This window comes from Martinezella sp. CNPSo 3890, assembly GCF_057784455.1.
The window spans coordinates 46,021-68,259 of the sequence record NZ_JBXSOR010000002.1 but is presented as its reverse complement, the minus strand read 5'-3'; the positions used below and the strand labels follow the sequence as shown (position 1 = coordinate 68,259).

Below are 22,239 nucleotides of genomic sequence, written 5' to 3'. Positions count from 1 at the left end.
GGCCTGTATGCATGATGACTATGGCGTATCCGGCGTCGCCGTGGCAACGTTCGGCTCCTGCCCCTCCGCATCGGTCGATCTCTTGCCCTTGAAGACACGGCGGACGGAGACGAAGAGCAGCGGGATGAAGAAGATGCCGAGCACGGTCGCCGAGATCATACCGCCCATGACGCCGATACCGATCGAGTTCTGGCTGCCGGAACCGGCCCCGTTGGCAATCGCCAGCGGCAGCACGCCGAGGATGAAGGCGAATGAGGTCATCAGGATCGGTCGCAGACGTTGCCTTGCCGCCTCGAGCGTCGCATCGATCAGGTTCTTGCCCTTACTCTGCTGCTCGATGGCGAATTCGACGATCAGGATGGCGTTCTTTGCCGCCAGACCGATTGTTGTCAGCAGGCCCACCTTGAAGTAGACGTCGTTCGACTGCCCGAAGATGGTTGCGGCCAGCAGTGCGCCGAAGATGCCGATCGGGACCGACAGCATGACGGCGAACGGGATCGACCAGCTCTCGTAAAGGGCGGCGAGCGCCAGGAAGACGACCAGGATCGAAATCGCGTAGAGCTGGGTTGCTTGGTTACCCGAAAGCTTTTCCTGGGCAGACAGGCTGGTCCATTCGTGGCTGAAGCCGGGCGGCAGGCTTGCCATGATCTTGTCGATCTCGTTCATGGCGTCGCCCGAGGAGACGCCGGGCGCCGCGGCACCCTGGATTTCGACGGCAGAAGCACCATTATAGCGCTCCAGGCGTGGCGAACCATAGGTCCAGATACCTGAGGCGAAGGCCGAGAACGGCACCATGTCGCCGCCGGAATTGCGCACATACCAGCGATCGAAATCCTCCGGCTGCATGCGGAACTTGCTGTCGGCCTGCACATAGACTCTCTTGACGCGGCCGCGGTCGATGAAGTCGTTGACGTAGGTGCCGCCCCAGGCCGTCGACAACGTCGCATTGATATCCGCCAGATCGACGTTCAAGGCGCGAGCCTTTTCCTGATCGATATGGATCGAATATTGCGGCGTATCGTCCAGTCCGTTCGGGCGCGTGCCGCTCAGCTTCGCGCTCCCCGACGCCGCACCCAAGAACTGGTTGCGGGCGGCGATCAATGCGGTGTGACCCGCGCCGTTGATATCCTTGATGTAGAAATCGAAGCCGCTGTTATTGCCGAAACCGGGGATTGCCGGCGGTGCCAGCGCGAAGACATTGCCGTCCTTGATCTTGGCAAAGGCGGCCATCGCGCGTCTGGCGATCGCCTGGGCGGAGGCTTGCGGCGTCCTGCGCTGATCGAAGTCCTTCAGATCCACGAAGGCGACGGCAACGTTCTGGCCCTGGCCGCTGAAATTGAAGCCAACGCTGCCAAAGACACCGTCGACATAGTCCTTCTCATTGTTGAGATAATAATTCATGACCTGATCGAGCACTTTACGGGTGCGTTCAGCGGTCGCACCGGGGGGCAGCTGAATGCTGGTCAGAAGACGTCCCTGATCCTCTTCCGGAAGGAAGGAGCTAGGGAGACGATTGAACAAATAACCGACACCGACGCCGATCAGCACGAAGATGACGAGGAACACGGCACCGCGGCGGATCATGCCATAAATGGTGCGCTGATAACCTCTCGTTCCCCGCTCGAAATTGCGGTTGAACCAGCCGAACAGGCCGCGCTCACGTGCCCCATGCGCCGGCTTCTTGAGAATGGTGGCGCAAAGAGCTGGCGTGAGGATAAGAGCGACGATGACGGAGAGCACCATCGCCGAGACGATCGTCACCGAGAACTGCCGGTAGATGACGCCGACCGAACCGGAGAAGAAGGCCATCGGGATGAACACGGCCGACAAGACCGTGGCGATGCCGATCAGCGCGCCGGTGATTTCCTGCATCGACTTGATCGTCGCCTCGCGTGGCGACAATCCCTCTTCCTCCATCACGCGCTCGACATTTTCGACGACGACGATGGCGTCGTCGACCAGAAGGCCGATCGCCAGCACCATGCCGAACATGGTCAATGTGTTGATGGAATAGCCGAACATCGCCAGCACGCCGAAGGTGCCGAGCAGGACGACAGGGACGGCGAGCGTCGGGATCAGCGTGGCGCGCAGGTTCTGCAGGAAGACGAACATGACGATGAAGACGAGCACGATGGCTTCGAACAGCGTCTTGACCACGTCCTCGATCGACAGCTTCACGAAGGGCGTCGTATCGTAGGGATAGACGATCTCCACGTTCGGCGGCAACGTGCTGCGCAAGCTATCGATCGTCGACTGGACCCTCGCCGCCGTATCGATCGCATTTGCGTCCGTCGCCAGGCTGATGCCAAGGCCTGCGGCAGGCATGCCGTTATAGACACCCGACGTGACGTAGCTATCGGCACCCAGCTGCACGGTGGCGACATCGTTGACGCGAACCATGGAACCATCAGGCAGGCTCTTGAGAATGATGTTCTCGAATTCCTCTGGCGTCTGGAAACGGCTGCCGGCCGTGACCGTCGCATTGAGCTGCTGGCCGCCAAGCTGCGGCAGACCACCCAATTGACCGGACGAGACCTGTACGTTTTGCGCCTGGATGGCGGAGACGACGTCCGATGTCATCAGCTGGTATTTGACGAGCTTGTCCGGATCGACCCAGATGCGCATGGCATAGCGCGCACCGAAGAGCGTTGTGTCGCCAACGCCTGGAACGCGCTTCAAAGTATCGTTCAAGGTACTGTCGACATAGTCGGCTAGGTCGGTCGGCATAAGCTTGCGATCCGTCGACACAAACGCCGCAACGAGGAAGAAGCTGCTGGTCGATTTCGAAACGGTGATGCCGGTATTTTGAACGACTTGCGGCAGTTGGGCGGTGACGAGCTGCAGCTTGTTCTGCACCTGCATCTGCGCGACGTCGGGATTGGCCTTGTTGGTGAAAGTCAGCGAAATCGAGGCTTGCCCCGTCGCCGTCGAGGTCGACGCCATGTAATCGAGATTGTCGATACCGGTCATGCCCTGCTCGATGACCTTGGTCACCGAGTTTTCGACGGTTGCGGCGTCGGCGCCGGAATAGGTGGCGGTGATGCGCACCGTCGTCGGCGCGATCTGCGGATATTGCGCGACCGACAGTGTGAGGATCGAAAGTGCGCCCGCCAGCATGATGACGATGGCGATCACCCAGGCAAAGACGGGCCGGTCAATGAAGAAGCGAGACATGTTTTACCCTCAATTCGTCGAACCGGTGACGGTGCTCTTGTCCGCGCCGTCGGCCTTGGCCTGCTGACCGGCTTGGGCTGTGCCGGCCGCCGATGCCTGTTCAAGATTTCCGCTGGCATCGTCGACTGTCACCAGCGCGACGTTCACCTCCTGGCCGTCACGCACGCGCTGTATGCCTTCGACAACGACTCGATCTCCCTCCTCTACTCCTTTGCCGACGAGCCAGCTGTTGCCGATGCTGCGCTGAACGGTCAGCACGCGCTGCTGGATTTTGCCGTCGGCGCTGACGAAGAAAGCGATCGGTTCGCCCTTCGTGTTGCGGGTCACGGCACGCTGCGGCACGAGGAAGCTGTTTTCGGCAACGCCTTCCTGGATGGTGGCGCGCACATACATGCCCGGCAGCAGAACCCGCTCCGGGTTGGGAAAGCTGGCGCGGACATTGAGTGTTCCGACGGTCTCGGCTACAGCCGCCTCCGCAAATTCCAGCGTGCCGCTTTCCTTATACTGCGTGCCGTCCTCCAAGGTCAGACGGACCGAAACATTCTCGCCGCTTGTCTTCAGGCGCCCCTCCTCCACGGCACGTCGGAACCGCAGGAGGTTCGTACTCGACTGCGTGACGTCGACATTGATCGGATCGAGCTGGCGAATGGTGGTCAGCGCGGTCGTTTGTTCGGCAGTCACGAGTGCGCCGACCGTCACGGTGGAGGCATCGACGCGGCCGGAAATCGGCGCACGGATCTTTGTATAATCAAGATTGATCCGTGCGGTCTCGAGCGCCGCCTTGGCAGAGGCGACATCGGCCTGTGCCTGTACCAGGGTTGACTTCGCATCGTCGAAATTCTGCTGGCTGACGGCGCTCTGCGCACTCAGGCCCGCATAGCGGTCCAATTTGGCCTGGGCATTCGGCACGGCACCTTCCGCCTTCTGCAAGGCGGCGACCGCACTGTCATAGGATGCCTGGTAAGAAGACGGATCGATCTCATAGAGCACATCGCCTTCCTTGACCTCGCTTCCTTCCTTGAAATTGCGGCTGCGGATGATGCCGCCGACTTGCGGCCGAACCTCGGCGACGAGATTGGCGCTGACGCGACCGGGTAGGTCGGCGGTGATCGCGACCGATTGCGGATGCAATGTCATCGCACTGACCTCGGATTTCACCGTTCTTCCGCCATTCTGTGCTGCCGGCTGTTGGTTGCAGCCAGCCAGCAATATGACCACGATTCCCGAAGCCACGGTCCGCGTTAGATGTCGTTTCATATATTCCTCGTTGCGTGCGGATCAAAATCTGAAGGAAAGGAGGGAACGGAAAGGCTGGTTTCCGGCGGCACGGCTCCGCGCAAACTCGCAACCAACCCGTCGCGTCTGGACACCATCGTCACGTCTGCCTGCAGAGGGCATAAGGCAGCTTGTCTGGCGCGACCAGGTAGCTTCCTGCCCGCGCTCCGCTTGAGTTGCGAATTGCAGCCGCGACTATCGCCATGGTACCGCACGCGCTCAATCCGTTGATGATGGTGCAGACATCGGATCGACCGTGATTCATATTATTCACCGCTCTCGCTGAATGAACATATTCTCACGAAGATCCGATTGATCTGTGCAAGAATACGTACGTGGATCAAACGGATGGATAGGCATATTAGGGCCGACATCAACGATCTCCACCCTTATGCTGGTATAGGCATTCCATGGAGTGCATGGATAAGCCGCTGGCACGGAGACATCACACCCTCTAATTGAACCTGACTTTCTATCCATCCAATTGCGTGATATGAGGCTGATGATCACCACCTTTAAGCCCTATCTAACATGCTCTTACAGGAGGATTACTCTCGATTTGTCACATAGCTTTGCCGGAAAATGGTCAAAGTGTGTCAATTGGTGTCGACGTGGCCAAATCATGTCGCGATATATGGCTTGGATACGGTCCTCTGCTTAATGTTATCTATGCGCATTATCACAATGTGTATCGGTATTTCTGTATGCGAGATCACCGGTTGACGACCGCTATTTAACGATCAAGTATATTGCAATGAGATCGGAGATCGGTTGTGCATGACCGCTGGATTACCGCTGACACATGCCTAGATATCACCTGAGAAGAAAGGCTTGTTGCAAGCGTTCAGCTGCGCTCATTGCACTGATGCGGCGGAAGCCGTCTTGCGAATGGTGATTTCGATGCCACCCATGGACCTGCCATCATCAGTCACATCCGGTACACGTATGTAAAGGATCTCGGAATAGTTGCGGAACGTACCGCCGATTAGCTCATATATCGCAAGTGCTGTATTTTCCGGGAGCTCTTCGACCGATACGCTTTTACATTGCTGCATGGGATTCTCTTTCAAAAGTCGGGGCGCCTTCAAGAGATAGAATAATTGCCAGCACTTTAGCCGCGATTTGTCGCAAAGATATCCCAGGAATTCGGGAAACTGTCACAAATGCGTGAGTGCTGCTTCCACGAGAGCAGATATCATCGTACGAATAGCCCATATTGTCCGCAGTAAGATGGTCTGTAAGACCAAAGGGTGGGAGCCCCTCGCACGCCTGAGGCTCCGGCGAAAGCGGCGGCAATCCGGACCCTGGCTATGAGCAATCTCTCCTGCTCAGACAGTCAGATGGCGGCGGGCCTCTGGCGTATCCAGCGTCTCGGCCAGCCCCTCATGCACGATCTCGCCGCGATCCATGATGTAGACGTAGTCGGCAAGCTCGCGGCAGAAATCGAGATATTGCTCGACCAGCAGGATCGCCATGCCGGTGGAATCCCTGAGGTAGCGGATCGCCCTGCCGATATCCTTGATGATCGACGGCTGAATGCCCTCGGTCGGCTCGTCCAAAACCAGGATCTTCGGCCGCGTCACCATCGCCCGGCCGATCGCCAGTTGCTGCTGCTGGCCGCCGGAAAGATCGCCGCCGCGGCGCGAGAGCATGGACTTCAGCACTGGAAACAGGTTGTAGATATCATCGGGAATGCTGCGGTCGCGGCGGGAAAGCGGCGCATATCCGGTCTCGAGATTTTCCTTCACGGTCAAGAGCGGAAAAATCTCGCGACCTTGCGGCACATAGCCGATGCCTTGCTTGGCGCGCGCGAATGGCGCCATGCCGTTCAACGTGATACCGTTGAAGGCAACCGTGCCGGCCGACAAGGCATGCTGCCCGGTGACCGCACGCAATAGCGAGCTTTTGCCGACGCCGTTGCGCCCGAGGACGCAGGTGATCTTGCCCATCTCCGCCTTGATGGAGATGCCGCGAAGCGCCTGAGCCGCGCCATAATGCAGGTTCGCGTTTTCTACTGTCAGCATTTCATCGCCCCAGATAATTCTCGATCACCTTCGGATCACTGCTGACGAAATCGATCGAGCCTTCCGCCAGAACCGATCCTTCCGCCAGACATGTCACCTTGACGCCGAGATCCCGGATAAAGCCCATGTCGTGTTCGACCACGACGACCGAACGCGTCTTGGCGATCTCCTTCAAGAGCACAGCGGTTTCCGCCGTCTCGGCATCCGTCATGCCCGCCACCGGTTCGTCGACCAAGAGTAGCTTTGGCTCCTGCGCCAACAGCATGCCGATTTCCAGCCACTGCTTCTGGCCATGCGAGAGATTGGCCGCCAGCTCGTCGCGCCGGTGCGACAGCCGCACCGTCTCCAGGATTTCCTCGATACGATCGCGATCCGCGGGCGTCAGCCTATAGAATAGCGTCGCAAAGACGCCGCGATTGCGGTTGAGCGCCAGTTCGAGATTGTCCCAGACGGTATGGCTTTCGAAAACGGTCGGCTTCTGGAACTTCCGCCCGATGCCGAGCTGGGCGATATCGGCCTCATCCTTCTTCGTCAAGTCGACCTGGCCGTTGAAGAACACCTCGCCCTCGTCGGGCCGCGTCTTGCCGGTGATGATGTCCATCATCGTGGTCTTGCCCGCACCATTCGGGCCGATGATGGCGCGAAGTTCGCCAGGCTCGATGACGATCGACAGTGAGTTCAAAGCCTTGAAGCCATCGAAGGAGACGGAAACGTTGTTGAGGTAGAGCATGCTGTTGGGTTTGATATCGGGGATCATGGTCCTACTCCGCAGCCTGCACGGACGGGTCGGCTTCATCCTTCGCAGCCTTGGGCGGCGGGCTTGTCGGCTTGCGCGTCTTGCCGAAATGGTGCGCTATCGTTCCGACGATGCCCTTCGGCAGGAACAACGTCACCGCGACGAACAAGCCACCAAGCGCAAACAGCCAGAAATCGGGAAACAAGCCGGTGAAGATGGTCTTGCCGCCGTTGACGAGCACCGCGCCGATGATCGGCCCGATCAGGGTCGCTCTCCCGCCGACGGCCGTCCAGATGACGACTTCGATCGAATTCGCGGGGGCGAACTCGCCGGGATTGATGATGCCGATCTGCGGCACGTAAAGCGCGCCGGCAATGCCCGCCATCATGGCCGATACGACGAAGACGAAGAGCTTGATATGTTCGACACGATAGCCGAGGAAACGCGTGCGGCTTTCCGCGTCGCGCACGCCCACAAGCACCTTGCCGAACTTCGAGCGGACGATGGCCGAGGACAGCATCAATGCCAGCGCCAGGAACACGGCCGTGATGGCGAACAGCACCGCGCGCGTCCCATCGGCCTGAATGTTGAAGCCGAGAATGTCCTTGAAATCGGTCAGGCCGTTATTGCCGCCGAAACCCATGTCGTTGCGGAAGAAGGCAAGCAGCAGAGCATAGGTCATGGCTTGCGTGATGATCGACAGATAGACGCCGTTGACGCGCGAGCGAAAGGCAAACCAGCCGAAGACGAAGGCCAGCAGGCCGGGTGCCGCGAGCACGATAAGCATGGCGAACCAGAACTGGTCGAAGCCATACCAGAACCAGGGCAGTTCCTTCCAATTCAGGAAAACCATGAAATCGGGCAGGATCGGATTGCCATAGGTACCGCGCGAACCAATCTGCCGCATCAGATACATGCCCATCGCATAGCCACCGAGCGCGAAGAAGGCACCGTGGCCGAGCGAGAGAATGCCGCAATAACCCCAGACGAGATCGAGCGCCAGGGCGAGCAGCGCATAGGTCAGGTACTTGCCGAACAGCGACATCAGATAGGTCGGCACATGCAGCGGGTTTGTTTCCGGCAGAGCCAAATTCGACAGGGGGACGAGCACCGCGACGGCAAGCAGGATCGCGATGGCAATGCTGATACGGCGGTCGAGCGAGCGAAGAAGAAAGGCCGTGATCATGCTTCCACCGCCCTTCCCTTGAGGGCGAAGAGCCCGCGCGGACGTTTCTGGATAAAGAGGATGATGAGGACGAGGACGAGGATCTTGCCAAGCACCGCCCCCGCATAGGGCTCAAGGAACTTGTTGAGAATGCCGAGCGAGAACGCGCCGACGAGCGTCCCCCAGAGATTGCCGACACCGCCGAACACCACGACCATGAAACTGTCGATGATGTAACTCTGGCCGAGGTTTGGCGAGACATTGTCGATCTGCGAGAGTGCGACACCCGCCATGCCGGCGATGCCGGACCCCAGCGCGAAGGTGAAGGCGTCGACCCACGATGTGCGAATGCCCATGGACGACGCCATGCGCCGGTTCTGCGTCACCGCCCGCATCTGCAACCCGAAGGCCGAGCGCTTGAGGAGAAGCAGGAGCGCGACGAACACGCCGAGCGCAAAGACGATGATCCAGAGCCGGTTCCAGGTGATGGAGAGATAGCCAAGGTCGAAGGAGCCGGACATCCAAGAGGGGTTGCCGACTTCCTGATTGGTCGGCCCGAAGATCGAGCGCACCGCCTGCTGCAGGATCAGCGAAATGCCCCAGGTGGCGAGCAGCGTTTCGAGCGGCCGGCCGTAAAGGAAGCGGATGACGCCACGCTCGATGATGAGGCCGACGGCGCCGGTGACGATGAAGGCGACCGGCAGGGCGATCGCCAGCGACCAGTCGAAGAGTTCGGGATAGGAGGTGCGGATGATGCTTTGAACCACGAAGGTCGAGTAGGCGCCGAGCATCACCATCTCGCCATGGGCCATGTTGATGATGCCCATGACACCGAACGTAATCGCAAGGCCGATGGCGGCCAGCAGTAGCACCGATCCGAGGGAAAGGCCGTACCAGATATTCTGCACCGCATCCCAGAACTTCAATTGATCCTGGATGCCGGCAATGGCGGCGGCAACATCGGGCTTCAGGCTATCATCAACGGAAACCGACGAGAGAATGCCGATGGCATCGCGGCCGCCTTCGTTCTTGATCGTCTCGATCGCCGCCTTTTTCTCTGCGATCGGGCGGTCCGAACCAAGCACCGCAACCGCCTTTGCGCGTTCGAGCACACCGCGGATGTCCGCGTCCTTCTCGCTCTGCAGCGCCGTCTCGACGGCGTCGAGCGAATCCGCACTCGGCGCCTTCAAAATGGATTGCGCCGCTTCGAGCCTCGTGGCGCGATCCGGGCTCATCAGCGTCAGACCGCCGAGAGCCGCGCGAACCGCACGGCGCAGATTGTTGTTGATCTTGATCTTTCCGAGATTGTCCTTGGCTTCCTGGCCGACCACTTGCCCGGTCAAAGGATCCATCAGATCCATCATGTCGCCGGAGGATTTGGCGATAAAAACCTGATTGTCGGATTTCCTGATATAGAGATCACCGTCGGAAAAGGCCTGCAATGCCGGCACGACCTTGGGGTCACCTGACTTTGCCAAGCTCTGGACGATATCCCCGGCCTTCTGGAAATTGGCCTGGCCGAGCGAATTGATGAGGCCGTGGGCGTCTTCCTGGGCGCGCAGACCCGTGGCCGTCAGCGCCAGCACCACACAGAAGCCGGCGACCAGCGCCAGGGCGATGCGGTAAACGAATTTGTCGAACATTGCGCTAGTCCCCTCAAGCTGCCGCGGCCAGAAAATCCTGCCCGCGGCGATCTTGCGTCGGCTGCTATCAGGAGCCCTTGCCGCCGCACTTGCCGGTGGTGACGTTGAAGTTGCCGCAGTTCAGCGGCATGCGCCAATCCGAGATCAGATCCTTGCTATCAGGCAGGTAGTCGGACCATTCCTTGCCGACAACCGCGGGGGTCTGCGAAACGACGTCGAACTGACCGTTTTCCTGCACTTCGCCGATCAGGACCGGCTTGGTGATGTAATGGTTCGGCATCATGGTGGCATAGCCACCCGTCAAATTCGGCACCGAGACGCCAACGAGCGCATCGATCACCTTGTCGGGATCGGTCGTGCCGGCCTTCTCTACGGCCTTTACCCACATGTTGAAGCCGATATAGGCGGCTTCCATCGGGTCGTTGGTCACGCGTTTGTCGTTCTTGGTGTAGGCATGCCACTCCTTGATGAAGGCGGCATTGGCTGGGGTATCGACCGACTGAAAGTAGTTCCAGGCAGCCAGATGTCCGACGAGCGGCTTGGTGTCGACGCCGGCAAGCTCTTCTTCGCCGACCGAGAAGGCGACGACCGGAATATCTTCCGCCTTGACGCCCTGGTTGCCGAGTTCCTTGTAGAAGGGAACGTTGGCGTCGCCGTTGATGGTGGAGACGACGGCCGTCTTCTTGCCGGCGGCGCCGAAGGCCTTGATCTTGGAGACTTCCGTCTGCCAGTCGGAGAAACCGAACGGCGTGTAATTGATGATGATGTCCTCGTCCTTGACGCCCTTGGACTTCAGATAGGCCTCGAGGATCTTGTTGGTCGTGCGCGGATAGACATAGTCGGTGCCTTCAAGCACCCAGCGCTGCACGCCTTCGTTCTTCATGAGATAGTCGACGGCCGGGATCGCCTGCTGGTTCGGAGCCGCACCTGTATAGAAAACGTTGCGTTCGGACTCTTCGCCCTCGAACTGCACCGGATAGAACAGGATCGAATTCAGTTCCTTGAAGACCGGCAGTACCGACTTGCGCGACACGGAGGTCCAGCAGCCGAATACGGCGGAGACCTTGTCTTTCTGAATGAGTTCGCGGGCCTTTTCGGCAAAGAGCGGCCAGTCGGACGCCGGGTCGACGACGACGGGCTCGAGCTTCTTGCCGAGAACGCCGCCCTTCTTGTTCTGCTCGTCGATGAGCATCAGCATGGCATCCTTGAGCGTCGTTTCCGAGATCGCCATGGTACCGGACAGCGAATGCAGGACGCCGACCTTGATGGTGTCGTCGGCCGCGAAAGCGCCGTGGAATGCTGTCGTGGACATGATGGCGCCGAGCAGCGCGCCGGAGACGAGAGTCTTGAATTTCATCCGTGGTTCCCCTCTTTTGTCTGCCGCAACGGCCGGTAAACAAGGATTAACCGTTGCCTTCAGCGACTATCCGGCGCTCCTTCGGGAAACCACATACGTAAAATGACGTAGGCGCCGGGGCGAAATGTGCAGCTTTAGGCACACTCATGCCCTTAAGCACCACCTCGATCCATGTTACGACATCTCTGAACTGCCGGAGTGACGATGGCGGGACTGCTGAAGGGTAAGCATGGCTGCGCGGCAACGCATCATTCCAGTAAGACGCGAATATAACCGCTGGGTCGCGAACCAGACGCTGGAAGACTACGCCCTGCGTTTCACCGCCAAGAGCGCCCGGCAATTTTCCTCGCAACGCATCTCGCAAACCGCGATCGGCGCCATTTCCTTCCTGGCGCTGGAGGCGATCGGCGGTACGATCACGCTCTCCTACGGCACCACCAACGCCTTCTACGCCATCATCGTCGCTAGTCTCGCCATGCTCGCCGTCGGCCTGCCGATCAGCCGCTATGCCATCCGTCACGGTGTCGATATCGATCTTCTGACGCGCGGCGCAAGCTTCGGCTACATCGGTTCGACCATCACCTCGCTCATCTATGCCAGCTTCACCTTCATGCTGTTCGCGATCGAAGCCTCGATCATGTCGGGAGCACTGGAGTTGACGCTCGGCATACCCGTGTGGATCGGCTATATCATCAGCGCCGTCATGGTGATCCCTCTTGTCACCCACGGCGTGCGTCTCATCAGCCGGTTCCAGTTGCTGACGCAGCCCTTCTGGATCGTTCTCAACATCCTGCCCTTCGTCTTCATCGCCTTTGCCGACTGGGAAAAATTCGATCTCTGGCGGGCCTTTGCCGGCATCCATCATCCCGCGAGCCCGCCGGGCACCGCCGCCCCCTTCGACCTGATCGAGTTTGGTGCCGCTTCCGCCGTCATCCTGGCGCTGATGTCGCAGATCGGCGAACAGGCCGATTTCCTGCGCTTCCTACCGCCGGACGGCCATCGCAAATGGCGCCATCGCCTCGCCATCTTCCTGGCCGGACCCGGATGGGTCATTATCGGGGCGCCGAAGCTGCTCGCCGGCTCCTTTCTTGTCGTCCTGACGCTGACGTCGGGCGTGCCGGCCGATCGTGCCGCCGATCCCGCGCAGATGTATCTGACCGCCTTCGGCTACATGATCCCATGGCACAATGCCGCGCTGCTCCTGATGGCGGCGTTCGTCATGATTTCGCAGCTGAAGATCAACGTCATGAACGCCTATGCCGGCTCTCTGGCTTGGTCGAACTTCTTTTCGCGGCTGACGCACAGCCATCCCGGCCGCGTGATCTGGCTGGTCTTCAACGTCGCCATCGCCCTCTTGTTGATGGAGCTTGGCATCTACCGGCTGCTGGAGGAGACGCTTGGCATCTTCTCGATCATCGCCATGGCCTGGCTTTGCACCGTCTCCGCCGATCTTTTCATCAACAAGCCGCTGGGGCTTGCGCCTCCTGGCATCGAGTTCAAGCGCGCGCATCTCTATGACATCAATCCGGTCGGCCTTGGCGCCATGGCGCTTTCGGCAACCATCGCTCTCATCGCGCATTTCGGTGCCTTCGGCTCAATCGCCGCCTCGCTTGCACCCTATGTCACGCTGAGCGTGGCGTTCATCGCGTCACCTGCCATCGCCTGGATCACCGGGGGTAAATATTATCTCGCCCGCAAGCCGCGCCAGAGCTGGAAGAATCTAAGTACCATCACCTGCTCCGTCTGCGAGCATCCCTTCGAGCCGGAGGACATGGCCTGGTGTCCGGCCTATGCCGCGCCGATCTGCTCGCTCTGCTGTTCGCTCGACAGCCGCTGCCATGACATGTGCAAGCCGAAGGCTCGGCTCAATACGCAGGTCGGCACGGTCGCGAAGACCTTGCTGCCGGAAAGTATCGTCGCCAAGCTCGCCACGCGCCTCGGCCGCTACGGCATTGCCGTCGCCGTGGCACTGACCGCCATGGGCGCTATTCTTGCAATGATCGCGCATCAGGTGGGCGCAGCCTCTCCCGAGACCGCCGCTGTGGTCGACCGCACGATCCTCATCGTCTTCTTTGTCTTTGCCGTCATCGCCGGCGTCGCATGCTGGTTCTATGTGCTTGCCCATGACAGCCGCGTGGTCGCCGAGGAAGAATCCTCGCGCCAGAACACGCTGCTCTTGAAGGAAATCGCCGCCCACAAGAAGACGGACGCCGCTCTGCAAGGCGCCAAGGAGGCGGCGGAGGCCGCAAACCGCGCCAAGAGCCGCTATGTGGTCGGCTTAAGCCACGAATTGCGCACGCCGCTCAACGCCGTGCTCGGTTACGCGCAGATCCTGGAGCGTGACGAGACCATTCCGGCCCCCAGGCAATCTTCCCTAAAAGTCATCCGCCGCAGTGCGGAGCATCTTTCCGGCCTGATCGACGGCCTGCTCGATATTTCGAAGATCGAGGCGGGCCGCCTGCAGGTCTATTCCAACGAGATCAATATCCAGGATTTCCTCGACCAGATCGTGGACATGTTCCAGCCTCAGGCGCAGGCCAAGGGGCTGAGCTTCATCCATGAGCGCTCCGCCGCGCTGCCCGACTATGTCCGCACCGACGAAAAGCGGCTGCGCCAGATCCTCGTCAACCTGCTTTCAAATGCCATCAAATTCACAGATGCAGGCAGCGTCCGCTTCGAAGTTAGCTACCGCAACCAGGTCGCCACCTTCACGGTTTCCGATACCGGTCGCGGCATCGCGACAAAGGATATTACCCGTATCTACGAGCCTTTCCAGCGCGGCGAAGCCGACAGCGTCAGACCCATGCCGGGGCTTGGCCTTGGTTTGACAATCACTCAGCTTCTGACGAATACGCTCGGTGGCGAGATTTCCGTTACGAGCGAGAAGGACGTCGGCTCGACCTTTCGGGTGCGTCTGATGCTGTCGGCCGTGATCCGCCCGATGAAGCCGCCGGCACAGGAGCAGCGTATTACGGGTTACGAAGGGCCGCGACGTACCGTCGTCGTCGTCGACGACAACGAGGATCACCGCGAACTGATGCGCGAGATCCTATCGCCGCTCGATTTCATCGTGCTCACCGCCGCCGGCGGCCCGGACTGCCTGGCGCTGATCGAGGGCATCAAGCCGGATATTTTCCTGGTCGATATCTCCATGCCCGGCATGAACGGCTGGCAGCTCGTTTCGCGGCTTAGGGAAAACGGCCAGACCGCGCCTATCCTCATGCTGTCGGCCAATATCGGCGATGCAGCCGCCGCGACCGACAGTGACGACAGCCACGACGACGCCATCTCCAAGCCGGTCGATATCCGCCAGCTTCGCGACAAGCTTGCGCTGCATCTCGGGCTGAAATGGCTCTATGCCGACGCCTCCGCCCCGGTCGCACCAAAGCCGCCGCTGCCGTTGAAAAGCCCTGGCATCGAGCATGTCCGCGAGCTCAGACGGCTCGGCGAAATCGGTTATATCAGAGGCATCGAGGCGAAGCTTGCGGATCTCGCCAAGCTTGAGGAAAACAAACCCTTCACCGACGCCTTGCGCGCGCATGTCCAGGCTTTCGATCTCGATGGTTTTCTAAACGTGCTGCGCAGCTTCGACATCGAAAAGGTAGAACAGATTGGCTGAGCCCGCCCTTCCCCGCGACATAGTCTTGCTGGTGGATGATTCACCGGAGGCGCTCGGCTTCCTGACGGATGCGCTCGAGCAGTCCGGCTTCTCCGTGCTGATCGCCACCTCGGGATCCGCGGCACTCAATATCGTCGAGCGCATCACGCCCGATCTTATCCTGCTCGATGCCGTCATGCCGGCAATGGACGGTTTTGAGACCTGCCGCCGGCTGAAAGCCAATGCAGGCATTGCACAGATTCCCGTCGTCTTCATGACCGGGCTCACCGAAACCGAGCATGTTGTGCATGCGCTCGAATCGGGCGGCGTCGATTATCTGACAAAACCGATCAATGTCGACGAGCTGCGTGCCCGTATCCGCGTTCACCTGCGCAATGCCCGCTCCGCCCAGAGCGCCAGGGTGGCGCTCGATGCGGCGGGGCGCCATCTCCTCGCCGTGAAGGGCAACGGCGCCATCCATTGGTCGACGCCGCAGGCAACCCGCCTGATCAACGCCGCCACCGGCAGCGATGACGGCCTCGAACTGGCATCCAAACACATCGCCGCCTTCATGCTCGAGCGCGAACGGCTCGGCTCGGCACGTGACAATCTTCTTTCCATCAGCAATGGCCGTCAGGCCGCATTGCAATTCACCTTCCTCGGCGCTATCGGCGCCGACGAATATCTCTTCCGCCTGACGGCCAGCAATCAGAGCGCCGATGACGAGACCTTGCGTCAGAGCTTCGCGTTGACGCAGCGCGAATCCGAGGTCCTGCTATGGCTTGCCAAGGGCAAGTCGAACCGCGACATCGGCGAGATCCTCGGCCTTTCGGCCCGCACGGTGAACAAGCATCTGGAACAAATCTATGTGAAGCTCGGTGTCGAGAACCGCGCATCCGCGGCAGTGAAGGCCGCGCATGTCCTGCATCGGCCATGAGGTCAATCCTCATCTGCAAATGCACAGGCGGAGGAATTTCGCAATGATGGAGCAATCAAGAGGCCATCCGAGTTTCGAACCTGATCGTTCCTCGATTGGCAAATGCCGCTGTCGTTACAGGCGTACGCAAAAAGGCAGCGGCACGGGCGCAAATTGATGCTTTCCACCGTTACCATCCTTGCCGTATCCGTTGAGTGACCAGGCGCTGACGAGAGGACATGGCAATGACGAAGCCCTTCTATTGGAATGAACTCAACACCTATGATTTCGCCGGTCTCTCGCCCGATACCACCATCGCGATCCTGCCGATCGCCTCGACGGAGCAACACGGTCCACACCTGCCGATTGCAACGGATGTCGCGATCGCCGAGGGCATGCTGGCCGAGTTGAAGGTCCAGCGCCCGGACGATCTCGATTTCCTCGTCCTGCCGCTGCAGGAAATCGGCAAGGCCAACGAACACGTCTACGGCCCCGGCACGCTGTCGCTCCCCGCAGAGCTGCTGATCCCGGTCTGGACCGCCATCGGCGCGAAGGTTGCCGAGGCTGGCATCCGCAAGATGGTGATCGTCAACTCTCATGGCGGCAATGTCGATATCATGAGCATCGTCGCGCGCGAACTGCGCGTGCGCTACCAGATGGCCGTCGTCGCCACGCAATGGACCCGCTTCGGTACGCCTGATGGTATGATCGACGAGCACGAGCAGCGCTTCGGCATCCATGGCGGCGACGTCGAGACCTCGCTCATGCTGCATTTCCGGCCTGATCTGGTCCGGATGGACAAGGCGCAGAATTTTGCCTCCAAGGCGGAATGGATGAAGGAGCATTCGAAATATCTGCAGCCCTTGCCGCCGCATTCGCTCGCCTGGATCGCGCATGATCTCAATCCGAACGGTGTGGTCGGCAATGCGGCCAATGGCACGGCGGAAAAGGGCGCACTCATCTGCCGCCATGAGATCGCAGGCTTTATCGAGATGCTGCGGGATCTGTGCGACTACCCGCTTGCCAACCTCTATTCGAAATAGGCGTCCGCGCGGCGTCGCTCGGAGGGCGGGATGATATGTCCCTTCGCCTGCAGCTCCTCGACGATCCCGGCCAATTCAGCAAGCAGGTATTCGACGAAGAGGCTGGTGGCGGCGTCGAGCGGTGCTCGCGCGCGGGCGATCAGCTTCATCGGTTGAGGCCGCGAATGCGGCTCGGCGATTGGGCGGAATACCAGCTCTCCCCGGCGACACTCCGTCAGCACATCGAGCGGATTGAGCAATGTCAGCCCTGCCCCACATTTTACCAGCTGCTTCAACATTTCCGACGCATTGCTCTCCAACACCGGCTCGACCTGCACGGAAAGGCGCGCCAGCATCAGATTGATGACCTCGCGCAGGCTCGTGCCGGGCTGGGCAAGCAATAGCCGCTCCTCCACGACATCGGCGAGATTGATGGGGCCAGGCCCGATCAGCGGATGGCCGGGCGGCAGGACGACGCCGATCGGTATGTCGAAATTGGCAAGGGAGCGAATGCCCGGCATGGCCGGAATGTTGAAGCCAAGTCCGAGATCCACCTCCCCCGAGACGACCGGCGCCATCGTCGTCGATCCGGCGTCATTGCGCAGCTGGACGAAGACCCTGGGATGCTCGGAGAGAAAACGCGCGATGATCTCGGGCAGCGGCCCTGACGCCAGACCCACGGTGGCGACGATACGAACCTTACCCGCCTGCTGCATCTTGAGGCTGCGAATGCGCCCCTCCAGCCGCTCGTAATTTTTCAATACCTCGCGGATGTGCTCGATGCAGAGTTCACCCGCCGCCGTCAGCCGCAGGCCACGCGGTAGGCGCTCGAAGAGCGGCGCTCCCATTTCCTCCTCCAGTGCCAGAATCTGACGATTGACCGCCGATGAGGCCACGTTGAGGCGCGCGGCGGCCTTACGGATCGAGCCGCAGCGGGCGATTTCATTGATGTAGAGAAGTCGTCTTGAGTGCAGCATGCGCGTTCCCATTGCTTATTTTTTGCCCAGGCCGCACAATTTAGGCACAGACCCGGCAACAGATGCCGAAAAGGCATCAATGCGCACGAATTTTGATGCTTTTCAAAGAGCAACGCAACCGCTCAAATGCAGAAAATGGGCGCCAACAACGACGTCCCATGGCAGATAAGGGGAACAGTCAGCCATGTATAAAGCCTTGAAGACAAAAACATTCTTTGCCGCCATGGGGCTTGCCGCCGCGATCATGGCAGCCGAGCCAGCCAACGCGCTCGACAAAGTCAGCTACGGCACCAACTGGCTTGCGCAAGCCGAGCACGGCGGTTTCTACCAGGCGGTCGCCGACGGTACCTACAAGAAATACGGTCTTGATGTCACGATCGTCCAGGGCGGTCCCAACGCGGCCAATTCGGCATTGCTGATCTCCGGCAAGCTGGATTTCTACATGGGCGGCCCGCAACAGGAGATCGATGCGGTCAAGCAGGGCATTCCGATCGTGGACGTCGCGGCTATCTTTCAGAAGGACCCGCAGGTGCTGATCGCCCATCCGGATGCCGGCGTGGAAAAATTCGAGGATCTGGCCAAGCTGCCGACGCTTTTCCTGAGTAAGGACGGCTACATCACCTATTTCGAGTGGATGAAGGCGAACTTCCCAGGCTTCAAGGACGAACAGTTCAAGCCCTATAATTTCAGCCCGGCGCCCTTCCTCGCCGACAAGCAGTCCGCGCAGCAGGGTTACGTAACCTCAGAACCCTATGAGATCGAGAAGCAGGCCGGCTGGAAGCCGAAAGTCTTCCTGATCGCGGATGCCGGCTACTCGCCTTATTCGACGATGATCACCGCGCAAAAGGCACTGGTCGACAAGAACCCCGATCTCGTACAGCGCTTCGTCAATGCCTCGATCGAGGGCTGGTATAATTACCTCTACGGCGACAACAAGGCGGCCAACGAGCTGATTAAGAAGGACAATCCCGATATGACGGATGGACAGATCGCTTATTCCATCGCCAAGATGAAGGAATATGGCATCGTGGAATCCGGCGATGCGCTCGACAAGGGCATCGGCTGCATCACGGAAGCTCATTACAAGAAGTTCTTCGACGAGATGGTGCAGATCAAGCTCTTCGATGCCGATATCGACTACAAGAAGGCGTTCGATACCCAGTTCGTCTGCAAGGGCGTCGGCATGTCGCTGAAGAAGTAAGCCTAGGCACCTCCCCCGCGCGGGGGAGGTCGCCGCAAAGCGGCGGGTGGGGGTGAGAACCCGAGATAGCACCGGATCCACCCCGCCCCGGAGCTTCGCTCCGCCCCTCCCCCTCAAGGGGAGGGTGGATCAACAAAGAGCTGAACCATGCTAGTGTCCGAATCTACCAAACTGACCCAAACCGAGACACGCAAACGGCCGCTCGTCGTCATGGAGCAGGTCTCCAAGGTCTTCTCCAACGGTACGTTGGCGCTGTCGGGCATGTCGCTCAATGTTGAAAGCGGGGAATTCATCAGCCTGCTCGGCCCTTCCGGTTGCGGCAAGTCGACGGCCCTGCGCATCATCGCAGGCCTCGGCGGCGCCTCCAGCGGCAGGATCGATTGGCCCAGTTCGCGTATCAACGCCAAGGGTCTGCCGGAGGGAGATATCAGCTTCGTCTTCCAGGAGCCCACGCTGCTTCCCTGGAAGACTGTGTTTGGCAATGTCCATCTGCCGCTGAAGCTGCGGGGCGTGTCGAAAGCGACGGCGCACGATCAGATCATGGAGACGCTGGCAACCGTCGGCCTTCAGGATTTTGCGCAAGCCTATCCGCGCGAATTGTCCGGCGGCATGAAGATGCGGGTTTCGATCGCCCGCGCTTTGGTGACGAAGCCAAAGCTGCTGTTGATGGACGAGCCCTTTGCGGCACTCGACGAAATCACGCGCCAGAAGCTGAACGACGACGTTTTGCGCCTCTGGCAGACAACGGGGATTACCGTCATTTTCGTCACGCATTCCGTCTATGAATCCGCCTATCTCTCCAATCGTATCGTCGTCATGAAGGCGCGGCCGGGCCGCGTCCATAGCGATTTTCCGCTGAAAACCAGCGGCGAGCGCGATCCGCTTTATCGTTCATCTGAAGAATATCGGCAGGTATGCGAAAAAGTATCCCGTTCCCTGATCGAGGCCATCGGCTGGCCGGAGGCCCATTGATGAGTGACAGTACCAGCCTGCCCGCCACTCTGTCCGTTGAATCTGCCGCTGCACCCGTGGCCTCTGCAGCCAAAAAGCGCAGTGTGGAACGCGCGCTTGGTATCTTCGTGCCCATCCTGACCGTCCTTGCGCTTCTTGTCCTCTGGCAGCTTCTGGTCGTTGGCACCGGCATTCCGCAATATATTCTGCCAAGCCCGATCGCCGTCGCAAAGGCGCTCGTTTCCGACTGGGGCATCCTTTGGCCCGCTCTATGGGTGACGACCGAGATCACCTTCATATCCCTCGTCCTGGCGCTGATCGGCGGCGTCGGCTTCGCCATCTTCCTCGTGCAGTCCCGCTGGATCGAACTCGCCTTCTATCCGCTGGCCGTCATCTTGCAGGTGACGCCGATCGTCGCGATCGCGCCGCTGATCCTGATCTATGCGCCGACACGCGAAGCAGCGCTCTTAATTTGCGGCTTCCTCGTCGCCTTCTTTCCGATCCTCTCCAACATGGTGCAGGGATTGAAGAGCGTCGACCATAATCTGCTCAACCTTTTCGATCTCTACGGCGCCTCGCGCTGGCAGGCCTTGCTGCATCTGAAGCTGCCCGCCGCCCAGCCTTATTTCATGACAGGCTTGAGGATCGGCGGCGGCCTGTCGCTGATCGCATCGGTGGTCGCGGAATTCGCCGCTGGCTCGGGAGGTCCGAACTCCGGTCTCGCCTTTCGACTGCTGGAAGCGCAATACCGCCAGAACATGCCGCGGCTCTTCGCAGCCTTGCTTCTCCTGTCGGCGCTCGGCGTCGCGATCTTCGCCTTCACCTCCTTCATCTCATGGCTGAGCCTGCATCGCTGGCATGAGAGCAGCCTCAAGCGGGAGAACTGATGTCCCACGCCTTCATGTCGCCACCGAACGCAGCCCGCTTTGTGCTGAGCAATGCTACCATCCCAGCCTTGACGCTCTCCGGCCTTAAGGCGCCCTCGAGCGAGGGCCTGGTCAAGGTCGATATCGTCGTCGCCGATGGCCTTGTCAGCGACATCGTCGCGCCTGGAAGCGCGCCAGCCGAGTATCCCCGAGTGGATATGCGCGACGGCATGGTCTGGCCGACATTCGTCGACATGCACACCCATCTCGACAAGGGGCACATCTGGGAACGGCGGCCGAACCCGGACGGCAGTTTCATGGGTGCGCTCGATGCAGTGCGGACCGACCGCGAGGCTAACTGGTCGGCCGACGACGTGCGCAGGCGCATGGAATTCTCGCTACGCTCGGCTTATGCCCACGGCACCGGTCTGATCCGCACCCACCTCGATTCCTTGGCCCCGCAGCATCGCATCTCCTTCGAGGTCTTCGCCTCGGTCCGCGAGGCGTGGAAGGACAAGATCGCGCTACAGGCCGTCGCCCTCTTTCCGCTCGACAGCATGGTAGACGATGCCTTCTTTGCCGATCTGCTCCGTGTCGTTCGCGACACCGGCGGCCTGATGGGCGGGGTGACGCAGTTGAACCCGGAACTCGACGCGCAGCTGGACAAGCTTATCCGCGCAGCCGCCGATAATGGCCTCGACATCGATCTGCATGTCGACGAGACCGAGGACAAGGAGGTGCTGACGCTGAAGGCCATCGCCGAGGCCGTGCTTCGCAACGGCTTTACCGGAAAGGTGACCGCCGGCCATTGCTGCTCGCTTGCCCGACAGGACGAGAATATTGCCCGCGCCACAATCGATCTCGTCGCCAAGGCCGGGATCTCCATCGTTTCGCTGCCAATGTGCAACATGTATCTGCAGGACCGTCACGCCGGGCGCACGCCGCGCTGGCGCGGCGTCACCCTGCTGCACGAGCTTGCCGCGGCCGGCGTGCCAACCGCCGTCGCGTCCGACAATACCCGCGACCCATTCTACGCCTATGGCGATCTCGATCCGGTCGAGGTCTTCCGCGAGGCCGTGCGCATCCTGCATCTCGACCATCCGCTGGATACGGCCGCGAGGGTCATCACCACCTCGCCCGCAGAGATACTTGGCCGCCCGGATATCGGGCGCATAGCCGTCGGCAGCCCGGCCGACCTCGTGCTTTTCAGCGCCCGACGCTGGAGCGAATTCCTTTCCCGTCCGCAGTCCGATCGCGTCGTCCTTCGCAAGGGCAAGGTGATCGATCGCAGCCTGCCGGATTATCGTGAACTCGACAGCGTCATTGGAGCCTGA

The 22,239-nt window shown here is 60.2% G+C and carries 15 protein-coding genes and 1 pseudogene; 7 read left to right on the top strand and 9 right to left on the bottom strand.

What is annotated here, in order from left to right; translation table 11 throughout:
- Positions 1–18: 18 nt before the first annotated feature.
- From AC13RC_RS06480 to urtA, 8 genes and pseudogenes are all read right to left on the bottom strand, one after another.
- The gene (locus AC13RC_RS06480) at positions 19–3,174 is read right to left on the bottom strand and encodes an efflux RND transporter permease subunit (protein WP_488556773.1); all 3,156 of its coding nucleotides are present in this window, start codon (positions 3,172–3,174) and stop codon (positions 19–21) included.
- A gap of 9 nt (positions 3,175–3,183) precedes the next feature.
- On the bottom strand, positions 3,184–4,431 hold the full coding sequence (locus tag AC13RC_RS06475) for an efflux RND transporter periplasmic adaptor subunit (protein WP_113391166.1): 1,248 nt from the start codon (positions 4,429–4,431) through the stop codon (positions 3,184–3,186).
- Between the two features lie 872 nt (positions 4,432–5,303).
- Positions 5,304–5,504: a hypothetical protein gene (locus tag AC13RC_RS06470; protein WP_113391167.1), complete on the bottom strand. Its 201-nt coding sequence runs from the start codon at positions 5,502–5,504 to the stop codon at positions 5,304–5,306.
- Positions 5,505–5,777: 273 nt separating this feature from the next.
- Positions 5,778–6,473 (bottom strand): urea ABC transporter ATP-binding subunit UrtE, encoded by a 696-nt coding sequence (gene urtE, locus AC13RC_RS06465; protein WP_113391168.1) that lies wholly within the window; start codon positions 6,471–6,473, stop codon positions 5,778–5,780.
- A gap of 1 nt (position 6,474) precedes the next feature.
- Positions 6,475–7,230: an urea ABC transporter ATP-binding protein UrtD gene (gene urtD / locus AC13RC_RS06460; protein ID WP_069613981.1), complete on the bottom strand. Its 756-nt coding sequence runs from the start codon at positions 7,228–7,230 to the stop codon at positions 6,475–6,477.
- Positions 7,231–7,323: 93 nt separating this feature from the next.
- Positions 7,324–8,395 (bottom strand): annotated as a pseudogene (gene urtC / locus AC13RC_RS06455) (urea ABC transporter permease subunit UrtC); the annotation flags it as partial.
- Complete coding sequence (gene urtB, locus AC13RC_RS06450; RefSeq protein WP_113355313.1) at positions 8,392–10,017, bottom strand: urea ABC transporter permease subunit UrtB; 1,626 nt, start codon at positions 10,015–10,017, stop codon at positions 8,392–8,394. The pseudogene urtC and the gene urtB, both read right to left, overlap by 4 nt.
- 67 nt (positions 10,018–10,084) lie before the next feature.
- Positions 10,085–11,374: an urea ABC transporter substrate-binding protein gene (urtA, locus tag AC13RC_RS06445; protein WP_069613978.1), complete on the bottom strand. Its 1,290-nt coding sequence runs from the start codon at positions 11,372–11,374 to the stop codon at positions 10,085–10,087.
- A 229-nt stretch (positions 11,375–11,603) separates the two neighbouring features.
- On the opposite strand from urtA, the gene AC13RC_RS06440 reads away from it, so the two are divergent.
- The 3 genes from AC13RC_RS06440 to AC13RC_RS06430 all read left to right on the top strand — a co-directional run bounded on the left by AC13RC_RS06440 (position 11,604) and on the right by AC13RC_RS06430 (position 16,931).
- A complete protein-coding gene (locus tag AC13RC_RS06440) occupies positions 11,604–14,993 on the top strand; it encodes an ATP-binding protein (RefSeq protein ID WP_113391169.1) in 3,390 nt (1,129 codons plus the stop codon).
- Positions 14,986–15,909 carry a response regulator transcription factor gene (locus AC13RC_RS06435; protein WP_113355317.1) on the top strand — a complete coding sequence of 308 codons (924 nt, stop codon included), beginning with the start codon at positions 14,986–14,988 and terminating at the stop codon, positions 15,907–15,909. The genes AC13RC_RS06440 and AC13RC_RS06435 overlap by 8 nt, the downstream gene beginning before the upstream one ends.
- A gap of 224 nt (positions 15,910–16,133) precedes the next feature.
- On the top strand, positions 16,134–16,931 hold the full coding sequence (locus AC13RC_RS06430) for a creatininase family protein (RefSeq protein ID WP_113355324.1): 798 nt from the start codon (positions 16,134–16,136) through the stop codon (positions 16,929–16,931).
- On the opposite strand, the gene AC13RC_RS06425 is transcribed toward AC13RC_RS06430, so the two are convergent.
- Positions 16,919–17,887, bottom strand: a complete 969-nt coding sequence (locus AC13RC_RS06425; RefSeq protein WP_113355321.1) for a LysR family transcriptional regulator — start codon at positions 17,885–17,887, stop codon at positions 16,919–16,921. The genes AC13RC_RS06430 and AC13RC_RS06425 overlap by 13 nt on opposite strands.
- Positions 17,888–18,071: 184 nt before the next feature.
- On the opposite strand from AC13RC_RS06425, the gene AC13RC_RS06420 reads away from it, so the two are divergent.
- From AC13RC_RS06420 to AC13RC_RS06405, 4 genes are all read left to right on the top strand, one after another.
- Positions 18,072–19,088, top strand: coding sequence for an ABC transporter substrate-binding protein (locus AC13RC_RS06420; protein WP_113355319.1), 1,017 nt, complete (start codon positions 18,072–18,074; stop codon positions 19,086–19,088).
- Positions 19,089–19,235: 147 nt separating this feature from the next.
- Positions 19,236–20,060 (top strand): ABC transporter ATP-binding protein, encoded by an 825-nt coding sequence (locus AC13RC_RS06415; RefSeq protein ID WP_069615315.1) that lies wholly within the window; start codon positions 19,236–19,238, stop codon positions 20,058–20,060.
- Positions 20,060–20,926 (top strand): ABC transporter permease, encoded by an 867-nt coding sequence (locus tag AC13RC_RS06410; RefSeq protein WP_488556772.1) that lies wholly within the window; start codon positions 20,060–20,062, stop codon positions 20,924–20,926. Before AC13RC_RS06415 ends, AC13RC_RS06410 begins: the two co-directional genes overlap by 1 nt.
- Entirely contained in the window at positions 20,926–22,239 is a 1,314-nt protein-coding gene (locus AC13RC_RS06405) for a cytosine deaminase (protein ID WP_113355743.1), read from the top strand. Before AC13RC_RS06410 ends, AC13RC_RS06405 begins: the two co-directional genes overlap by 1 nt.